Source organism: Bradyrhizobium sp. USDA 4354 (assembly GCF_054060315.1).
In genome coordinates this window covers 6,245,844-6,261,148 of the sequence record NZ_JBSSDC010000001.1, presented here as the reverse complement: position 1 = coordinate 6,261,148, position 15,305 = coordinate 6,245,844, and the positions used below count along the sequence as shown (strand labels likewise).

Below are 15,305 nucleotides of genomic sequence, written 5' to 3'. Positions count from 1 at the left end.
GTCGGCGTGGCCGGCCCCGCAATGCGTTAGGCTACGGTCCGGGATTCTACCGAACTCGGGTACGCTCGAACCGGCGGTAAAATCGAACTGTGGGGAACGCTCCTGCGGCGTCGCGATGACCGATTCGGAATGTTCCGCGTGCAGTGTCACGCGATGCCTGAGCGGAACCGCTCTCAGCTCTTCGGACTGAACAGGGTGGGCCGCTGCCGCGCAAATGTTTGCCGGCCGCCCTTGAAGCCCATCAGGACGTCGGGCAGCTCGCCGATAGCAAAGCGGCCATCCTTTGTATCGAGCACGATGAGATCGGCGGGATTGCCGACCTTGATGCCGTAATCGCCAAGGTTCATCAGCCGGGCCGGCAGTTCGGTCACGAGGTCGAGGCAGGTGTCGAAATCGCTCACCGAGGCATGTGCAACGTTGGCGTAGAAGTTCGCCATCCGCAGCAGCGAGGCATCGCCGAAAGGCGTGAAGGGATTGAGAACGTTGTTGGTCGCGATCGAGCACACGACGCCGTCGCCCGCGAGCTTGTGCGCAAGTGTCAGTCCGCGTGGCGCGTTGCAGGGAGCCTCGCGCCCCATCAGATAGAGGTCGGTCGCGGGCAGCACGGTGACGGCAACGCCGGCTTTTGCCAGCTGCGCGGTGGCAGCTTTCATACGCTCCGGCGGCAGTGCGGAGAGTTTTGTCGCATGGCCGATCGCGACGCGTCCGCCGTAGTTGCGCCGCTCGGTCTGGCGGCAGACCTCGTCGAGATGCCACCAGGAGGGGTCGAGATCGAAATCGAGATGGAGGTCGACATCGACGTCGAATTCCTGAGCGAGATCGAAGATGCGCGCGAGATGGGCGTTCGGGTCGGCGTCCATGTAGGGACAGCCGCCGATGGCTTGACCGCCGTCGCGGAGCGCCTGGATCAGCAGCTCCTCGGCTCCGGGATCGTTGGTCAGGCCTTCCTGCGGGAAGACACAAAGCTCCAGATCGATCGCCCAAGCGTAGTCGCGCTTTAGCGACTTGACCGCCTCGAAGCCGCGCAAGCCGATGCGCGGGTCGATCTCGACATGCGTGCGCATGCGTGTCGTGCCGTGTACGATGGCGCGTTCGAGCACTTTTGCGCCGCGCGCGTAGACGTCCTCGGACGTGAAATCCTTCTTCATCCCGGCAACGGCGCGGATCGCTTCCGAGAGGCTGCCGTGATCGTGCCCGCAGCGGCCGAGCAGGCAGGCCTTGTCGAGATGGATGTGTGTATCGACGAAGCCGGGCAGGGTGAGGTGCCCACCGAGGTCGACCTCGACCGCCTCGCAGACGAGCCTTGGCGCGATCGCGGCGATGCGGCCGCCCTTCACGCCGATATCGGCGGATGCGGCGGATGATCGCAACAGCGCGTTGCGGAAGACCAGGTCGAAGGCGGCTTGGGTGGTCATGGCGTCGGATTCAGGTGTGGTAGCCTAGCGGAAGTCGTGGGAGCGGGCAGCTCCAGATTGTGTGCAGTGTTGGGACCAAATTGTCCAAAAAATATGCATGCACTTTGAGGTCCGAATTGTAGAATAGCGGCATCTGGAGAATCTCGCGATGTCTGCTCCCGCAAAAGCCGAACGCCCGATGACCGACGCCGAGATTGTAGAGGCTTACCTGACGGCCTCGATGGTACCCGATCCCGACGCCGCCGCGGCCTTTATGAAGCCGGGCACGGTGATCACGTTCACCGGCGGCCGCGAGTTCGACCATCCGCGCGGGCCGACCGGCTTCAATGCGAAGCGCTATCGCTGGGTCAAGAAGAAGATGGACCGGTTCGACGTCTGCCCCGGCGCGGACGAGACTGTCGTCTACAGCATCGGCACGCTCTACGGCGAGTGGATGGACGGCACGCCGTTCGAGGGCAACCGCTATGTCGACCGCTTCGTCGTGAAGGGCGGGCAGATCGTGAAGATGGACGTCTGGAACGACAGCGCCGAGCGCATTCTCGTGCAGCGCGGGATCGAGGCTTAACCCCTCCGCGCGATTTTCGGCAGCTTCACGACGCGATCGCTCCTCACCTCGTCGGCATAGGGCGCGAGGATATCGAGCAGGTCACGGCCGCGCTGCGGAGTGGGAGCGACCAATGCACGATTGGCCACGGAATCCAGGTGATGATGCATCAAGTCCATCACCTTGGCCTCATCGCCCTTGGCGAGCGCCGAGATGATGGCGCGATGCTCGTTGATGGCGCATTCGGTTGAATGTGGCCGGCTGTACAGCGACAGCGTCAGGCAGCAGCGATAGGCGACCTCGCTGACATAGCGCACCAGGATCGGGCTGTTCGTCATGTGGGCGAGCAGGATGTGGAATTCGGTCGCGAGGCGGATCGACACCGCATCCGTGCCGCCGCGCGCGCGATCTTCGGCGTCGACATGGGCGTTCAGCTCGGCGATCTGCGCCTTGGTCAGCTTGCCCGCGAGCTGGCGCACGACGAGCCGTTCGAGCTGGATGCGAATGTCGAAGGCATCGCGCGCCTCCTGCCAGCTCGGCGTCGCCACCACCGCGATCCGGTTGCGGCGGAGCTCGACCAGGCCCTCGGCGGCGAGCTGCCCCAGCGCGTGGCGGGCAATGGTGCGGCTGACGCCGAAACGCTCGCCGAGCGCATCCTCGGGCAGCTTTGCGCCGGGCTCCAGCGCCTGCTCGATGATCGCGCGCCGCAGCGCGCGGCAGATCACGCTGACCTTGTCCGACGATTCAGAAGTCTTGCTGCTTGCGCGCGCCGGCATCGGCGAGTCCTATAGGAGATAACATCTCTCTTTAGCATAGGCTCGCGTCGATTCAGCGCTCGTATTGCATGCAGTTTGGGGTCCGGGCTGCCCAAATCGAATCCGGCAATTTGGCGCAGGTTTTGGCTAGGTCATTGATTTCGCGAGCGCCGATAGCTGGCATCCAGCTTGCATGCACTTTGGCTGTGATGCGCATGCAACCCAAAGCCCAGTTTGATGGCCAGCTCGTTCCCGAAGGCACGGCCGCGACCGCCATAGAGCTGTCCGAGGTCTCCGTGACCTTCGGGCGCGGCGACCGCGCCGTGCCGGCTCTATCGAAGACCAGCTTGAGGATCGTCGACGGCGAGTTTGTCGCACTGGTCGGCCCATCCGGATGCGGCAAATCGACCATTTTGCGTCTCGTCAGCGGCCTGGTGCAGCCGACCAGCGGCGTCGTCATCGTCGGCGGCCGCGAGGTTGCGGCCCGGGCGATGCGGGTCGGCATGGCCTTCCAGAACCCGACCATGCTGCCGTGGATGACGATCGAGCGGAACATCATGCTGCCGCTGAAGATCGTCGAGCCGTTCCGCTCGAACTTCCGCAGGTTGCGCAAGACCGGGTTTCGCGACAAGGCCAACGCGCTGCTGGAGCAGGTCGGCCTCAAGGGATTCGGCAACCGTTATCCCTGGCAGCTGTCCGGCGGCATGCTCCAGCGCGCCAATCTCTGCCGCGCGCTGATCCATGAACCGCGAATGCTGCTGCTGGATGAGCCCTTCGGCGCGCTGGACCAGTTCACCCGCGAGGAACTGTGGGCGATCCTCCAGAATCTCTGGATGACGCACAAGCCGACCGTGCTGCTGGTGACGCACGATCTGCGCGAGGCGGGCTTCCTTGCCAGCCGCATCTGCGTGATGAGCGCGCGTCCCGGCCGCATCCTTGACGACAGCCGCGTCGCATTCGCGCGCCCGCGCACCGTCGCGATGACCTTCGAGCCGGATTTCGTCGCGCTGAACCAGAAGCTGCGCGCCTTCATCGAGGATGCGCGCAGCGCGGCTGAGCGGGGGACAGGCTGATGATGTTCGGGATCGATGTCAGGCAGAAGGCGTGGTCGGCGGGGCTGATCGTGCTGTTCTTCGTCGCTTGGGAGCTGTTCTGCCTGATGACCGGCATGTCAGACCTGGTGCTGCCCCGGCCGTCACAGGTGTTCGCGACCCTGGTCCAGCGTTTCCCGGTGCTGTGGCCGCACATCGTGCAGACGCTGGCCACCACCATGTTCGGTTTCGTGCTCGGCGTTGCGCTCGGCGTCGCCCTTGGTGCGATCATTGGCGTCTCAAAGACGGCTTACGACACCTGCTATCCGCTGCTGATCGGCTTCTCCTCGATCCCCAAGGTCGCGGTAGTGCCGATCTTCGTGCTGTGGTTCGGCTCCGGCACGGTGCCGGCGGTTCTGACCGCGCTGTCGATCTGCTTCTTCCCGATCGTCGTCAACATCGCGACGGGTCTTGCCGCCACCGAGCCCGAGCTCGAGGACGTGCTGAAGGCGCTCGGTGCCAGCAAGCTCGACGTCCTCTGGAATGTCGGCTTGCCCCGGACCATGCCGTTCTTCTTTGCTTCGCTGAAGGTCGCGATCTCCTATGCCTTCGTCGGCGCGGTGCTGTCGGAGACGGTCGCCTCCAACCGCGGCATCGGCAACGTGATGATGACCGCATCCTCCAATTTCAACGTGCCGCTGGTGTTCGCCGGCCTGTTCGTGCTCGCCGGGCTCGGCGTTGCACTCTACGTCGTGTTCTCGCTGATCGAAGGCAAGGTCACCGGCTGGGCCACGCGCAAGAACGACGTGATCGCCACCTGAATTCTTGAACCGTCACGCAACGAAGCTGAGGAGATCTCGATGTTGAGAAAATTAAGTGTCGCGCTGGTGGGATTGGCGCTGTCGGCAGGAGCCGCCACGGCGGACGAAACCACCATCAAGTTCACGCTGGGCTGGAAGACCCAGGGCAGCGACGCCGCGTTCTTCTATGCCAAGGACAACGGTTTCTTCAAGGAAGAGGGCCTCAACGTCGTCATCGACCAGGGCGAGGGCTCCGGCGCCACCGTGACGCGTGTGATGTCCGGCGCTTATGACGCCGGCTTCGGCGACGTCAATGCCATTATCCAGAACGCCGCGACCAAGCCGCAGGAAGCACCCGTCATGGTCTACATGATCTGGAACCAGCCGCCGTTCGCGATCGTCGCGAAGAAGACCAGCGGCATCAACACCATCAAGGATTTCGAAGGCCACACGCTCGGCGGCGCGCAAGGCACGCCGACGACGCGCCTCCTGCCGGTGTTCACGCGCAAAAACGGTCTCGACGGCGAAAAGATCAAGATCTCCAACATGGCGCCAAATCTGCAGGAGCCGATGCTGATCAAGGGCGACATCGATGCGGCCCTGGTCTTCAACATCACCAGCTATTTCAACCTGGTGCTCAACCGCCAGGATCCCGACAAGGACTTCAAATGGTTCTCGTTCGGTGAGTACGGTCTCGATCTCTATTCGAACGGCGTGATGGTCTCCCGCAAGCTGATCGCCTCGAACCCGAAGGCCGTCGCGGGCCTGGTGCGTGCCATCAACAAGGGCGCGATCGCGGTTGCCAAGGACCAGAATGCCGGCATGAAGGCGGCGCTGAACTACGACAACCTCATCAATGCCGATGTCGAGAAGCGCCGGCTGCAATATTCCTTTGAGAAGCTGATCGTCTCGCCGGAGATGAAGGAGATCGGCATCGGCGACATCAAGGACGACCGCATGACACGCGCCATCGGCATCGTGGTCGAGGGCTATCAGCTCGCCCGCGCGCCGACGCCGGCAGAGGTGTTCTCGCGCGAGTTTCTGCCGCCGCGCGCGGAGCGGGAGCTGGTGTATACTGCCAACTGATTTTGGGAGACGTCATGGCCACGGAGATCTCGGCAAGCTGCCTGTTCCGTGGCCCTGACCTCGGTGTCAGCGACAACGTCGTGTTGCGGCACGATGGCGGCGTCATCACCGATATCTCGGAAGGGGCGGGGCAGGGGCCGCGCTCCTTCGTCATCCCGGCCTTCGTCAACGCCCATGATCATGCCCGCGCAACAGCGTCGTCCTTCGGCGCGGTCGGCATGCCCCTGGAAAGCTGGATCCTGCGCACGGCGCTGGGCACGCCGGTCGATCCCTACCTCGCGGCGGTCTCGGCCTTGGCTCGTTCGGCCAGGGCCGGTTGCGCGGCCATGATGGTCCACTACACGCGCCCGAGCGGGACGATGCCGTTGGTCGACGAAGCCAAGGCCGTCGCGAAAGCTGCGTCCGACGTCGGCATCCGCATCGCCTTTGCGATGGCCGTGCGTGACCAGAATCCGATCGTCTACGGTGATGCCGAGCCGGTGCTTTCGGGACTTCCCAAGGATGATCGCAAGACCATCGAGGATCTCTTCGTCCGCACACCGATGTCGCCCGATGCCTATATCGAGCTGACCGACGCGATTGCCGCCGCCATCGCCGGCCCGATGGTGGACGTGCAGCTCGGTCCTGCCGGCGTGCAATGGTGCTCGAAGCCGCTGCTGGAGGCGGTGGCGGAGAACTCCGCGCGGACCGGCCGCCGCATTCACATGCATCTGTTGGAAACCGTGTACCAGCGCGCCTGGGCCGACCGGCACTTTCCGGATATGGTGCGCTGGCTTCGCGACATCGGCTTCCTCTCGGAGCGGCTGACGCTGGCGCATTGCATCCACGCCCGCCCGGATGAGCTGGAGATGATCGCAGCCTCCGGGGCACGCATCGTCACCAATTTCAGCTCGAACATGCATCTACGCTCTGGCCTCGCCCCGATCGCCGCCGCGCACAAATGCGGCTGCGCCATCGCGGTCGGCGTCGACGGGCTGGCGCTGGACGAGGATGACGACATCCTGCGCGAGATGCGGCTGGTGCAGATGGTTCATGGCGGTCTCGGCTTCAAGGCGACATGGACGCCCGCCGAGATGTTTTCGCTCGCCGTCCGCAACGGACGCCGCGCGACCGCCGCGCCGGGGAGCGGGGAGCTCGTCGCCGGCAATCCAGCTGACTACGTCGTGATTGATCTCGACCGGCTCGACCGCGACCGGATCATGCCGGTCGATCCCATGGCGCTGCTGTTTGCGCGCGGCAATGCGTCCCTGGTGAAGGAGGTCGTCGTCGCCGGCAAGACCATCGTGCGGGACGGGGTCTGTGTGGGCGTCGACCTGCCGGCCATCGAGCAGGAGTTGCGAGACATGTACCGCGCCAATGTCGGCAAGCTCAAAGGCTTCCAGCTTATGTGGCCGTCCCTGTCGGATCGGCTGAGCGGCTGGTTCGAGCAGCAGCTGGCCTGCGAGTGACATTTCGATGGGCGCCGCGACGGAATGTATATCAAAGAGCGATAGCAGGTAGACGCAGCCTCGTCTGGCGCTTGGCTGACCTGTAGGCTATCAGCTCCTCGATAGCTCGACCCCAATCCCCTCCGAGGAGCCCCTGATGCGCCTACCAACCATTCTTCTGGCCGTGACATGTCTTGCGGGCGCAGCCTCAGCCGAAGATATCTCCGGCACGCTCCAGAAGGTGAAGGAGACCAGGAAGATCACGCTCGGCTATCAGGAAGCCTCGGTCCCGTTCAGCTATCTCGACGGCAACCAGAAGCCGGTCGGCTTTGCCATGGACATCTGCCTCAGGATCGTGGACGCCGTGAAGAAGCAGCTCAACATGCCCGACATCGCCGTCGAGACTCTCGCGGTGACGTCATCGAACCGGATTCCACTGATGGTCAACGGCACGCTCGACCTGCATTGCTCGGCGACCACCAACAACGCCGACCGCCAGAAGCAGGTCGCCTTCACCAACACGCACTTCCTCAGCGCGACGCGGTTTGCCGCCAGGAAGGCCGCCAAGATCAACACCATCGACGATCTCAAGGGCAAGGCGGTCACGGCGGTTGCGGGATCTGTGAATCTGACGCAGCTCGCCAAGGTCAATACCGACCGCAACCTCGGCATCAACATCATGCCGGCCAAGGACCAGGCCGAGGCCTTCCTGTTGCTGGAAACCGACCGGGCCCAGGCCTATGCGCTCGACGACGTCCAGCTCGCGGTCGCCATCGCGCGCTCGAAGGAGCCGCAAGCGTTCATGATCAGCGAGGAGGCGTTCTCGAAGCCGGAGCCGTACGGCATCATGCTGCGGCGAGAGGATGCGCCGTTCAAGGCGCTCGCCGATCGCGCAACGGCGGAGCTCTATGCAAGCCCGGAGATCGAGGTGCTCTACAAGAAGTGGCTGCAATCGCCGACGCCGCCGAACGGCCTCAACTACAACGTACCCCTGTCACCAGCCTTGCGCAACGCCTTCAAGAAGCCGAGCTCGAGCGCCGATCCTGATGTCTACGTGGTGAACTGAGGCGAGAGCGCGCCTACGTCACGGCCGGGAAGCGCGTGATGGCGCTGGTCGACACTGATGCGCTGCATGTCGAAGGCTATTTCGAGGAGACGAAGCTCGCGCGCATCCGCATCGGTGACAAGGTGCAGGTCCGCCTGATGGGCGAAAAGACCACGCTCAGGGTCACGTCGAAAGCATCGCCGCCGGCATCGAGGATCGCGACCGCGCGGAAGGCGCCAGCATGCTCGCCAACGTCAACCCGACCTTCTGCTGGGTGTGGCTCGCGCAACGCGTGCCGGTGCGCATCGCGCTGGGCAATGTTCCGGGCAACGTGTCGCTGGTCGCCGGCCGCTCCGCTAGGGTGGAGGTATTGGACTAACGCAGCGAGCAGATCATTTGCGCTTGGCCTGGGGAAAAACCGGCGACGAGCGTTTCAATGCCAAATCGTAAGGCTAATCCTGACTCGCGTGTGTTGAGTCGGGGGACTGTATGGGCGTTTGGTTTTTAGTCCTAGCAGCCTGTGTCGTCGGCGCGTTGCTCCTTTTGGCGTTCTGCCGATAGCGCCGATAGCAGATGCAATTGTTGCTGCGAAGCATCAGCGAGCCGCGGAATAGCGGTTCCAGACCGATGGTTTTTGACTGTGCATGGATGAACGCGTTCACTTCCGGATGGGAGGCGGACGTGAGCTGGTTGTTTGTGTTTCTCATCGCCGCAAGCGCAGTCGTTCTGATCGCCCATGCGATTGACGCGATGCGTTCTTGATACTGCCTGTGACTCGGTTTCGTCGGTAGCTAGGTAAGCGCCGAGATTGTTCCGAGGCGGGCGAGCGTCAATTTGAGGAACCTGGCCCTGCAGGCCAAGGTTGTCACAGCAGGAGGAATACGATCATGCTTGCGTTCTATCTGCCGTTCATCATTTTCGGAGCGATGCTCGAAGCGATTTCGAATCAGAATGTATCTGCGCCCATCCAGGAGCCGCCAAGCTTCGACTAGATGCCGATCCCCTTGCGCAGTCACTGGTAACTGACCTGGCAGCGTCGGCTTAGATATTCGAATACTTCTTCAGCTCGAGCCGCGCGATCTGGTTTCGGTGCACCTCATCCGGCCCGTCGGCAAGCCTCAGCAAACGCGCAGTGGCGTAGGCCTGGGTCAGTCCGAAATCGTTCGAGGTGCCGCCGCCGCCATGGGCCTGAATGGCCCAGTCGATGATCTGGCAGGCCATGTTGGGCACGGCGACCTTGATCATGGCGATCTCGGCCTTCGCCACCTTATTGCCGACCGTATCCATCGCATGGGCCGCATTCAGCGTCAGCAGCCGGGCCTGCTCGATCATGATGCGGGCTTCGGCAATGCGCTCCTGCGTCACTGTTTGCTCGGAGACCGGTTTGCCGAAGGCAACCCGGCTGCGCACGCGGCGGCACATCTTTTCCAGCGTGCGTTCGGCAAGGCCGATCAGGCGCATGCAGTGATGGATGCGGCCGGGCCCGAGGCGGCCCTGCGCGATCTCGAAGCCGCGGCCCTCGCCGAGCAGCATGTTCTCCTTGGGCACGCGCACGTTGGTGAACACGACTTCGGAGGCGCGGTCCGGCACGCCGTAGAAGCCGAACACGGGCAGGGGACGTTTCACCTCGATGCCTGATGTCTCCATCGGCACCAGGATCATGGATTGCTGCTTGTGGCGGTCGGGATTGTCAGGGTCGGTCTTGCCCATGAAGATGCAGATCTTGCAGCGCGGGTCGGTCGCGTTGGTCGTGTACCATTTGCGGCCGTTGATGACGTAATGATCGCCGTCGCGCACGATCGAGCTTTCGATGTTGGTCGCATCGGATGAGGCGACCGCCGGCTCGGTCATGGCGAAGCAGGAGCGGATCTCGCCCGCGAGCAGCGGCTTTAGCCAGCGTTCCTTGTCCTTCTCCGAGCCGTAGCGCTCCAGCACCTCCATGTTGCCGGTGTCGGGCGCCGAGCAGTTGAACACCTCCGGGGCGAGATGAGAGCGGCCCATCACCTCGCAGAGCGGGGCATAGTCGAGATTGGAAAGACCCGCGCCGTGATGGCTCTCGGGCAGGAACAGGTTCCAGAGCCCCTCGGCGCGCGCCAGCGGCTTCAGCTCCTCCACGATTGGATAGACCTTCCACGGCCCGAGCTCTTCGGCCTCGCGATAGAACCGCTCCTCGTTCGGATAGATGTGCCGGTCCATGAAGCTCTCTAGCCTGCGCTTGAGCTCGGCGACTTTGGGCGACATCGGATAGAGCATCTCTGGTCTCCTTGATCGGTGGACGGCAGCTAGCCAATTTCGAGATAGTCCGGATCAGGCAGCTTGGCGAACGGTGCGGTCGGTAGCGTCTGGTACCAGAACGCGACAGAGGCGATGTCGTCCTGCAACGGAAGATACTTCGCCTCCTTGACGCCCGGCAGCCAGCCGAGCGCCTGGATGGTCACGCGCAGATCGGAGCGGAAGCGTACGGGATCCGGGATGTGCCAGCGATACAGGCCGAAACGCTGCTGCGACCTGTAGACGCCATCGGGGCGGATTACCTGCGGCAGGCCGGCATAGGGCGTGGTGAATTCCTGGTAGCGCGACTGCTTCACCTCGCCCTGGCCGGAATGGGCGACATAGGGATCGAAATTATAGGCGCCACAGAAATAGTCCTCGGTGCCGGTGCCGCAGATCGTCGGAAATGCACCGTCGCCGTCGATGAAGAACTTGATCTCGCCTTCGCCCCACCAGCCATTGTTGTTGACGCCCCAGGCCATGTAGGTGCCGACATAGTGGCCCGCGCCCTTGATGCCATCGAGGATGGTGTAGACCTCCTTGTATGGCAGCGGATTTGTGCGACGGAATTGCGCATGGAAATAGGCGCAATCTTCCGGCACGTCGGTGAGGGTGTAGTTGATCTGGTAATAGACCGTGAGCTCTTCCTCGCTGCGGTTCTCCAGCGTGAAGCGCGCCCGCTTGCGGAACGGCATTTCCCAATAGCAGTTGAAGGCGCGGCCGGGATTGACGCAGACCGCGAGCGAGGACACTTGCGCATACTCTTCCCATCCGCAGGCGAAGAAATCGCCCGCCGGGCATTCGACACTCGGCTGGTCCTGGTCGTCCCAATAGACGCGAAGGATCGAGTGACGCAGGCGCCCGCGCGCCAGCGTCATCCAGATCTGCTGGATCGCGCCCTGGCCCTGGATGTCCGCGAGCGTGAAGATCGCGCCGGGCTCGATGACGACGTAAGGAGAGACCTTCCAGCCCTGGCCGAGATCGCGCGCCTGACGTGCGGCGGGGCCGTCGACGGACATGCCGCCTTTGCCCTTCTCTCCGGTGAAGTTCTCCGGGCTGATCGAGCGCGTCAGCGCATTCGACAGGCGCGACAGATTGCCGAGATGCATGCCCAATCCGGAAAACGTCATGAGGTCCTCGATCCAAGGTGAGCGAGGCCTCGATATATCGCTCCCAAATCTACCAAAAGATGAAAGCCGCGCACGGAATTGTCCGCACGCGATCGGGTGTCGTCATGCGACGCGATATTCCTTGAATCTCTCGCGCAGCGCGGATTTCAGCACCTTGCCGGTGCCGGTCATCGGGAATTCGTCCAGGAATTCCACGGCGTCCGGCATCCACCAGCTCGCGATCTTCGGCCGCATGTGGTCGAGCAGCGTCTTGCCGTCGACGGTCGCGCCCTTCTTGCGAACGACAAGAAGCAGGGGGCGCTCCTGCCATTTCTCATGCGCGATGGCGACAACGGCGGCTTGCAGCACGTCGGGATGCGACAAGGCGATATCCTCGAGGTGGATCGAGGAAATCCACTCGCCGCCGGACTTGATCACGTCCTTGGAGCGGTCGGTCAGCGTGACGTGGCCTTGGCTGTCGATCACCGCCATGTCGCCGGTGATCAGCCAGCCGTCGCGGTCGAGTCCTTCCTCCAACTTCATGTAGCCGGAGGCGACCCAGGGGCCGCGGGCGCGCAGATGACCGACGGTCTTGCCGTCGCGCGGCAGCTCAGCGCCGGCGTCGTCGACGATGCGCAAATGCGTGCCGAAACAGGCGCGGCCAGAGACTTGGCGCCGGTCGAATTTCTCCTTGTCGCTGAGATGCTCCGAGCCGGGCCGCAGGCCCGGCATCGAGCAGCCCAAGGCCTCGGTCATCCCCCAGGCCTGGATATAGTCGATGCCATACTCGCGCTTGAGCTTCTCGACCATCGCGCGCGGCGGGGCCGAGCCCGACGACAGCGTTGCGCGCAGCGTGGAGAATTTGTTGCCGGTGCGGCCGAGCCAGTCGAGCAGGATCAGCCAGAAGCTCGGCACGCCCGCCGAGAGCGTCACCTTCTCGCCCTCGAGCAATTCGTAGAGCTTGTCGGGCTCGTAGTTGCGGCCGGGCAGCACCAGCTTGGAGCCGGTATAGGGCGCCGTAAAAGGCATGTTCCAGCCATTGCCGTGGAACAGCGGTGCCATGGGCATCATCACCTCGCGCACGCCTTCGACATGGCCCGGCAGGAAGTCGAAACTGCAGCAGGTCATGGTCTGCAGGATCGCGGCGCGGTGCGAGTAGATCACGCCCTTGGGATTGCCCGTCGTGCCCGAGGTGTAGCAGATCGTGGAGGCGGACTTCTCGTCGAACTCGGGCCAGGCGAAGCCGGCATCGTTCTCGCGTCCCAGAAGCTCTTCGTAACAATGCACGTTCGCGAGCTTCGTCTCGGGCATCCGCTCGCGCGAGGACATTACGATATAGGCCTCGATTGTCCTGAGCTGCGGCGCGATAGCCTCGACGATCGGCAGCGTGGCGCGATCGACGAACAACAGGCGATCCTCGGCGTGGTTGATGATGTAGACCAGCTGCTCGGGAAACAGCCGCGGATTGACGGTGTGCAGGACGTAGCCCATTCCCGGCGCGGCGTAGAACATCTCGAAATGCCGGTGCGTATTCCAGGCCAGCGTGCCGACGCGGTCGCCGGGAGTCATGCCGAGCCGCTTCAACGCCAACGCCATGCGCTTGATGCGCGGATGCGCGTCCGCGTAGGTGTAGCGATGGATGTCACCCTCGATCTCGCGCGCGACGATTTCAGCTTCGCCGTGATAGTCTGCCGCATACTGGATCAGGCCGCTGATCAGAAGCGGCATGTCCATCATCAATCCCTGCATGGTCTCCTCCGGATTGCCGCGTCGTCGCGTGGCCTAGGCTTGTGATTTGCGCGAAAGGTTAGCGGAACGTCACGCGGCGTTCACGCAAAAAACAGCGGACGTGATTGCATGCGCCAGTTTTTCAGGGCTAACGTGAGATGAGCTGCCGGCGAAGCAGCGTTTCGCGGTGGAGGAGATGGATGTCAGCGGAAAGACACAAGACCGGTACAACCGGCGCATCTATGGTCGATGTTTCCGCTCTCCGTGCCCGCTATCGCGACGAGCGCGATCGTCGTCTGCGCGCCGAGGGCAAGGCGCAATATGTCGAGGTCACAGGCGAATTCAGCCGCTATCTCGACGACCCCTGGGCCGATCCTGGATTTGCGCGCGCAGCCGTCAGCGAAGCGACCGAAGTGCTCATCGTCGGTGGCGGCTTCGGCGGCTTGTTGTGTGGCGCGCGGTTGCGCGAGGCCGGCATCGAGGATTTTCGTATCGTGGAAAAGGCCGCCGACTTCGGCGGCACCTGGTACTGGAATCGTTATCCCGGTGCCGCCTGCGATACCGAGAGCTACATCTATCTGCCGCTCCTGGAAGAGACCGGCTACATGCCGGTGCGCAAATATGCCCGGGCGCCGGAGATCTACCAGCACTCGCGCCGCATCGGCCGTCATTTCGGGCTCTACGAGCGCGCGCTGTTTCAGACCGTCATTTCGCGGATGGCATGGCAGGAACAGGAAGCGCGTTGGCTGGTCGAGACCGATCGGGGCGACCGCATCCGCGCACGATTCGTCATTCTTGCCGGAGGTCCGCTGAGCCGTCCGAAGCTGCCGGGCATTCCCGGCATCGAGACGTTCAAAGGCCACAGCTTTCATACCAGTCGCTGGGACTACGGCTACACCGGCGGCAATGCGGACGGCGGTCTGACGGGCCTTGCCGACAAGCGCGTTGGCATCATCGGTACCGGCGCCACCGCCGTGCAATGCGTGCCACATCTCGGCCGATCGGCGAAGGAGCTCTATGTCTTCCAGCGCACGCCGTCCGCTATCGGCGTTCGCGACGACCGTCCAACGGATCACGCCTGGGTGCAGGGCCTCAAGCCGGGCTGGCAGCGCGAACGCATGGACAATTTCACGTCCGTGATTTCAGGCGAGCCGTTCGAGCAGGATCTGGTGCAGGACGGCTGGACTGGCCTGCTCGGCGAGATCCTGCTGGCGCCGCGACGCCAGAAGCAGCCGGTGACCTCGTTGGAGGAGGCGCTGAAGGTGATCGAGCAGGCCGACTACCGCAAGATGGAGGAGATCCGCGCCCGCGTCGACGCGGTGGTCAGGGACGAGGCGACTGCAGCTGCGCTCAAGCCCTGGTACAAGGCATTCTGCAAGCGGCCGTGCTTTCACGACGAATATCTCGATACGTTCAATCGTCCCAAAATGCATCTCGTGGATACCAGAGGGCAGGGCGTCGAACGCATCACCGAGAATGCCGTCGTCGTCGACGGCAAGGCTTACGAGCTCGACTGCCTGATCCATGCCAGCGGCTTTGAGGTCGGCACCGATTACGCGCGCCGCATGGGCTTCGAGGTCTACGGCCGCGACGGCATGAGCCTGTCCGAGCGCTGGCGCGACGGCGTCATGACGCTGCACGGCTTCTACAGCCGCGGCTTCCCGAATTGTTTCCTGATCGTCACGGTGCAAGCCGGCCAGAGCGCCAACTTCCCGCACATCATCGACGAGCAATCGCAGCACATCGCCTATGTCATCAAGGAGGCCCGTGAGCGCAAAGCGCGCACCCTGGAGCCGACGCTTGCCGCCGAGAGCGCCTGGGTCGACGAGGTCGTCAAGGCCGCGCTCGGCCGGCAGACCTATCTCGCCGAATGTACGCCGGGCTACTACAACAACGAAGGCGTATTCGATCCGATCGCGGCCAGAAACAGCCAATATTGGCGCGGGCCGGTGGCATTCCTGCGGCTGCTCGACAAATGGCGCAAGGAAGGCAATCTGGATGGCCTCGAATTGTCCTATGATCAGGTCATGGAGTCGGCGCGTTCCACCGGGTAAGATCGCGCTGCCGAACGGTACAGGACAGGAGAGCTTGGGC

12 protein-coding genes and 1 pseudogene are annotated in these 15,305 nt (G+C 63.4%); 8 read left to right on the top strand and 5 right to left on the bottom strand.

Annotation, left to right across the window (positions count from 1 at the left end; genetic code table 11):
• Nucleotides 1–173: 173 nt before the first annotated feature.
• Complete coding sequence (locus ACVIIV_RS29200; RefSeq protein ID WP_456747240.1) at nucleotides 174–1,415, bottom strand: amidohydrolase family protein; 1,242 nt, start codon at nucleotides 1,413–1,415, stop codon at nucleotides 174–176.
• 148 nt (nucleotides 1,416–1,563) lie between these two features.
• On the opposite strand from ACVIIV_RS29200, the gene ACVIIV_RS29195 reads away from it, so the two are divergent.
• Complete coding sequence (locus tag ACVIIV_RS29195) at nucleotides 1,564–1,980, top strand: nuclear transport factor 2 family protein (RefSeq protein ID WP_456747239.1); 417 nt, start codon at nucleotides 1,564–1,566, stop codon at nucleotides 1,978–1,980.
• Here the strand turns inward: ACVIIV_RS29195 and ACVIIV_RS29190 are convergent.
• The gene (locus ACVIIV_RS29190) at nucleotides 1,977–2,735 is read right to left on the bottom strand and encodes a GntR family transcriptional regulator (RefSeq protein WP_456747238.1); all 759 of its coding nucleotides are present in this window, start codon (nucleotides 2,733–2,735) and stop codon (nucleotides 1,977–1,979) included. The genes ACVIIV_RS29195 and ACVIIV_RS29190 overlap by 4 nt on opposite strands.
• A 194-nt stretch (nucleotides 2,736–2,929) precedes the next feature.
• Here ACVIIV_RS29190 and ACVIIV_RS29185 point away from each other — a divergent pair, with 194 nt between their 5' ends.
• From ACVIIV_RS29185 to ACVIIV_RS29160, 6 genes and pseudogenes are all read left to right on the top strand, one after another.
• A complete protein-coding gene (locus ACVIIV_RS29185; protein WP_456747237.1) occupies nucleotides 2,930–3,787 on the top strand; it encodes an ABC transporter ATP-binding protein in 858 nt (285 codons plus the stop codon).
• A gap of 2 nt (nucleotides 3,788–3,789) precedes the next feature.
• A complete protein-coding gene (locus tag ACVIIV_RS29180) occupies nucleotides 3,790–4,566 on the top strand; it encodes an ABC transporter permease (RefSeq protein ID WP_456748858.1) in 777 nt (258 codons plus the stop codon).
• A gap of 39 nt (nucleotides 4,567–4,605) precedes the next feature.
• The gene (locus ACVIIV_RS29175; RefSeq protein ID WP_456747236.1) at nucleotides 4,606–5,631 is read left to right on the top strand and encodes an ABC transporter substrate-binding protein; all 1,026 of its coding nucleotides are present in this window, start codon (nucleotides 4,606–4,608) and stop codon (nucleotides 5,629–5,631) included.
• Nucleotides 5,632–5,645: 14 nt separating this feature from the next.
• On the top strand, nucleotides 5,646–7,079 hold the full coding sequence (locus ACVIIV_RS29170; protein ID WP_456747235.1) for an amidohydrolase family protein: 1,434 nt from the start codon (nucleotides 5,646–5,648) through the stop codon (nucleotides 7,077–7,079).
• A gap of 136 nt (nucleotides 7,080–7,215) precedes the next feature.
• On the top strand, nucleotides 7,216–8,124 hold the full coding sequence (locus ACVIIV_RS29165; RefSeq protein WP_456747234.1) for an amino acid ABC transporter substrate-binding protein: 909 nt from the start codon (nucleotides 7,216–7,218) through the stop codon (nucleotides 8,122–8,124).
• Between the two features lie 2 nt (nucleotides 8,125–8,126).
• Nucleotides 8,127–8,482 (top strand): annotated as a pseudogene (locus ACVIIV_RS29160) (HlyD family efflux transporter periplasmic adaptor subunit); the annotation flags it as partial.
• Nucleotides 8,483–9,144: 662 nt separating this feature from the next.
• Here ACVIIV_RS29160 and ACVIIV_RS29155 read toward each other — a convergent pair.
• The 3 genes from ACVIIV_RS29155 to ACVIIV_RS29145 form a co-directional block, all read right to left on the bottom strand.
• The gene (locus ACVIIV_RS29155) at nucleotides 9,145–10,356 is read right to left on the bottom strand and encodes an acyl-CoA dehydrogenase family protein (protein ID WP_456747233.1); all 1,212 of its coding nucleotides are present in this window, start codon (nucleotides 10,354–10,356) and stop codon (nucleotides 9,145–9,147) included.
• A 29-nt stretch (nucleotides 10,357–10,385) separates the two neighbouring features.
• Nucleotides 10,386–11,504 (bottom strand): glycoside hydrolase family 172 protein, encoded by a 1,119-nt coding sequence (locus ACVIIV_RS29150; protein ID WP_456747232.1) that lies wholly within the window; start codon nucleotides 11,502–11,504, stop codon nucleotides 10,386–10,388.
• Nucleotides 11,505–11,606: 102 nt separating this feature from the next.
• Nucleotides 11,607–13,232 (bottom strand): long-chain fatty acid--CoA ligase, encoded by a 1,626-nt coding sequence (locus tag ACVIIV_RS29145; RefSeq protein ID WP_456747231.1) that lies wholly within the window; start codon nucleotides 13,230–13,232, stop codon nucleotides 11,607–11,609.
• Nucleotides 13,233–13,411: 179 nt separating this feature from the next.
• Here ACVIIV_RS29145 and ACVIIV_RS29140 point away from each other — a divergent pair, with 179 nt between their 5' ends.
• On the top strand, nucleotides 13,412–15,265 hold the full coding sequence (locus ACVIIV_RS29140) for a flavin-containing monooxygenase (protein ID WP_456747230.1): 1,854 nt from the start codon (nucleotides 13,412–13,414) through the stop codon (nucleotides 15,263–15,265).
• Nucleotides 15,266–15,305 lie beyond the last annotated feature (40 nt).

Coding starts and splice junctions, on each gene's coding strand:
- ACVIIV_RS29200 (WP_456747240.1), bottom strand. CDS start 1,415: ATGACCACCCAAGCCGCCTTCGACCTGGTCTTCCGCAACGCGCTGTTG.
- ACVIIV_RS29195 (WP_456747239.1), top strand. CDS start 1,564: ATGTCTGCTCCCGCAAAAGCCGAACGCCCGATGACCGACGCCGAGATT.
- ACVIIV_RS29190 (WP_456747238.1), bottom strand. CDS start 2,735: ATGCCGGCGCGCGCAAGCAGCAAGACTTCTGAATCGTCGGACAAGGTC.
- ACVIIV_RS29185 (WP_456747237.1), top strand. CDS start 2,930: ATGCAACCCAAAGCCCAGTTTGATGGCCAGCTCGTTCCCGAAGGCACG.
- ACVIIV_RS29180 (WP_456748858.1), top strand. CDS start 3,790: ATGTTCGGGATCGATGTCAGGCAGAAGGCGTGGTCGGCGGGGCTGATC.
- ACVIIV_RS29175 (WP_456747236.1), top strand. CDS start 4,606: ATGTTGAGAAAATTAAGTGTCGCGCTGGTGGGATTGGCGCTGTCGGCA.
- ACVIIV_RS29170 (WP_456747235.1), top strand. CDS start 5,646: ATGGCCACGGAGATCTCGGCAAGCTGCCTGTTCCGTGGCCCTGACCTC.
- ACVIIV_RS29165 (WP_456747234.1), top strand. CDS start 7,216: ATGCGCCTACCAACCATTCTTCTGGCCGTGACATGTCTTGCGGGCGCA.
- ACVIIV_RS29155 (WP_456747233.1), bottom strand. CDS start 10,356: ATGCTCTATCCGATGTCGCCCAAAGTCGCCGAGCTCAAGCGCAGGCTA.
- ACVIIV_RS29150 (WP_456747232.1), bottom strand. CDS start 11,504: ATGACGTTTTCCGGATTGGGCATGCATCTCGGCAATCTGTCGCGCCTG.
- ACVIIV_RS29145 (WP_456747231.1), bottom strand. CDS start 13,232: ATGCAGGGATTGATGATGGACATGCCGCTTCTGATCAGCGGCCTGATC.
- ACVIIV_RS29140 (WP_456747230.1), top strand. CDS start 13,412: ATGTCAGCGGAAAGACACAAGACCGGTACAACCGGCGCATCTATGGTC.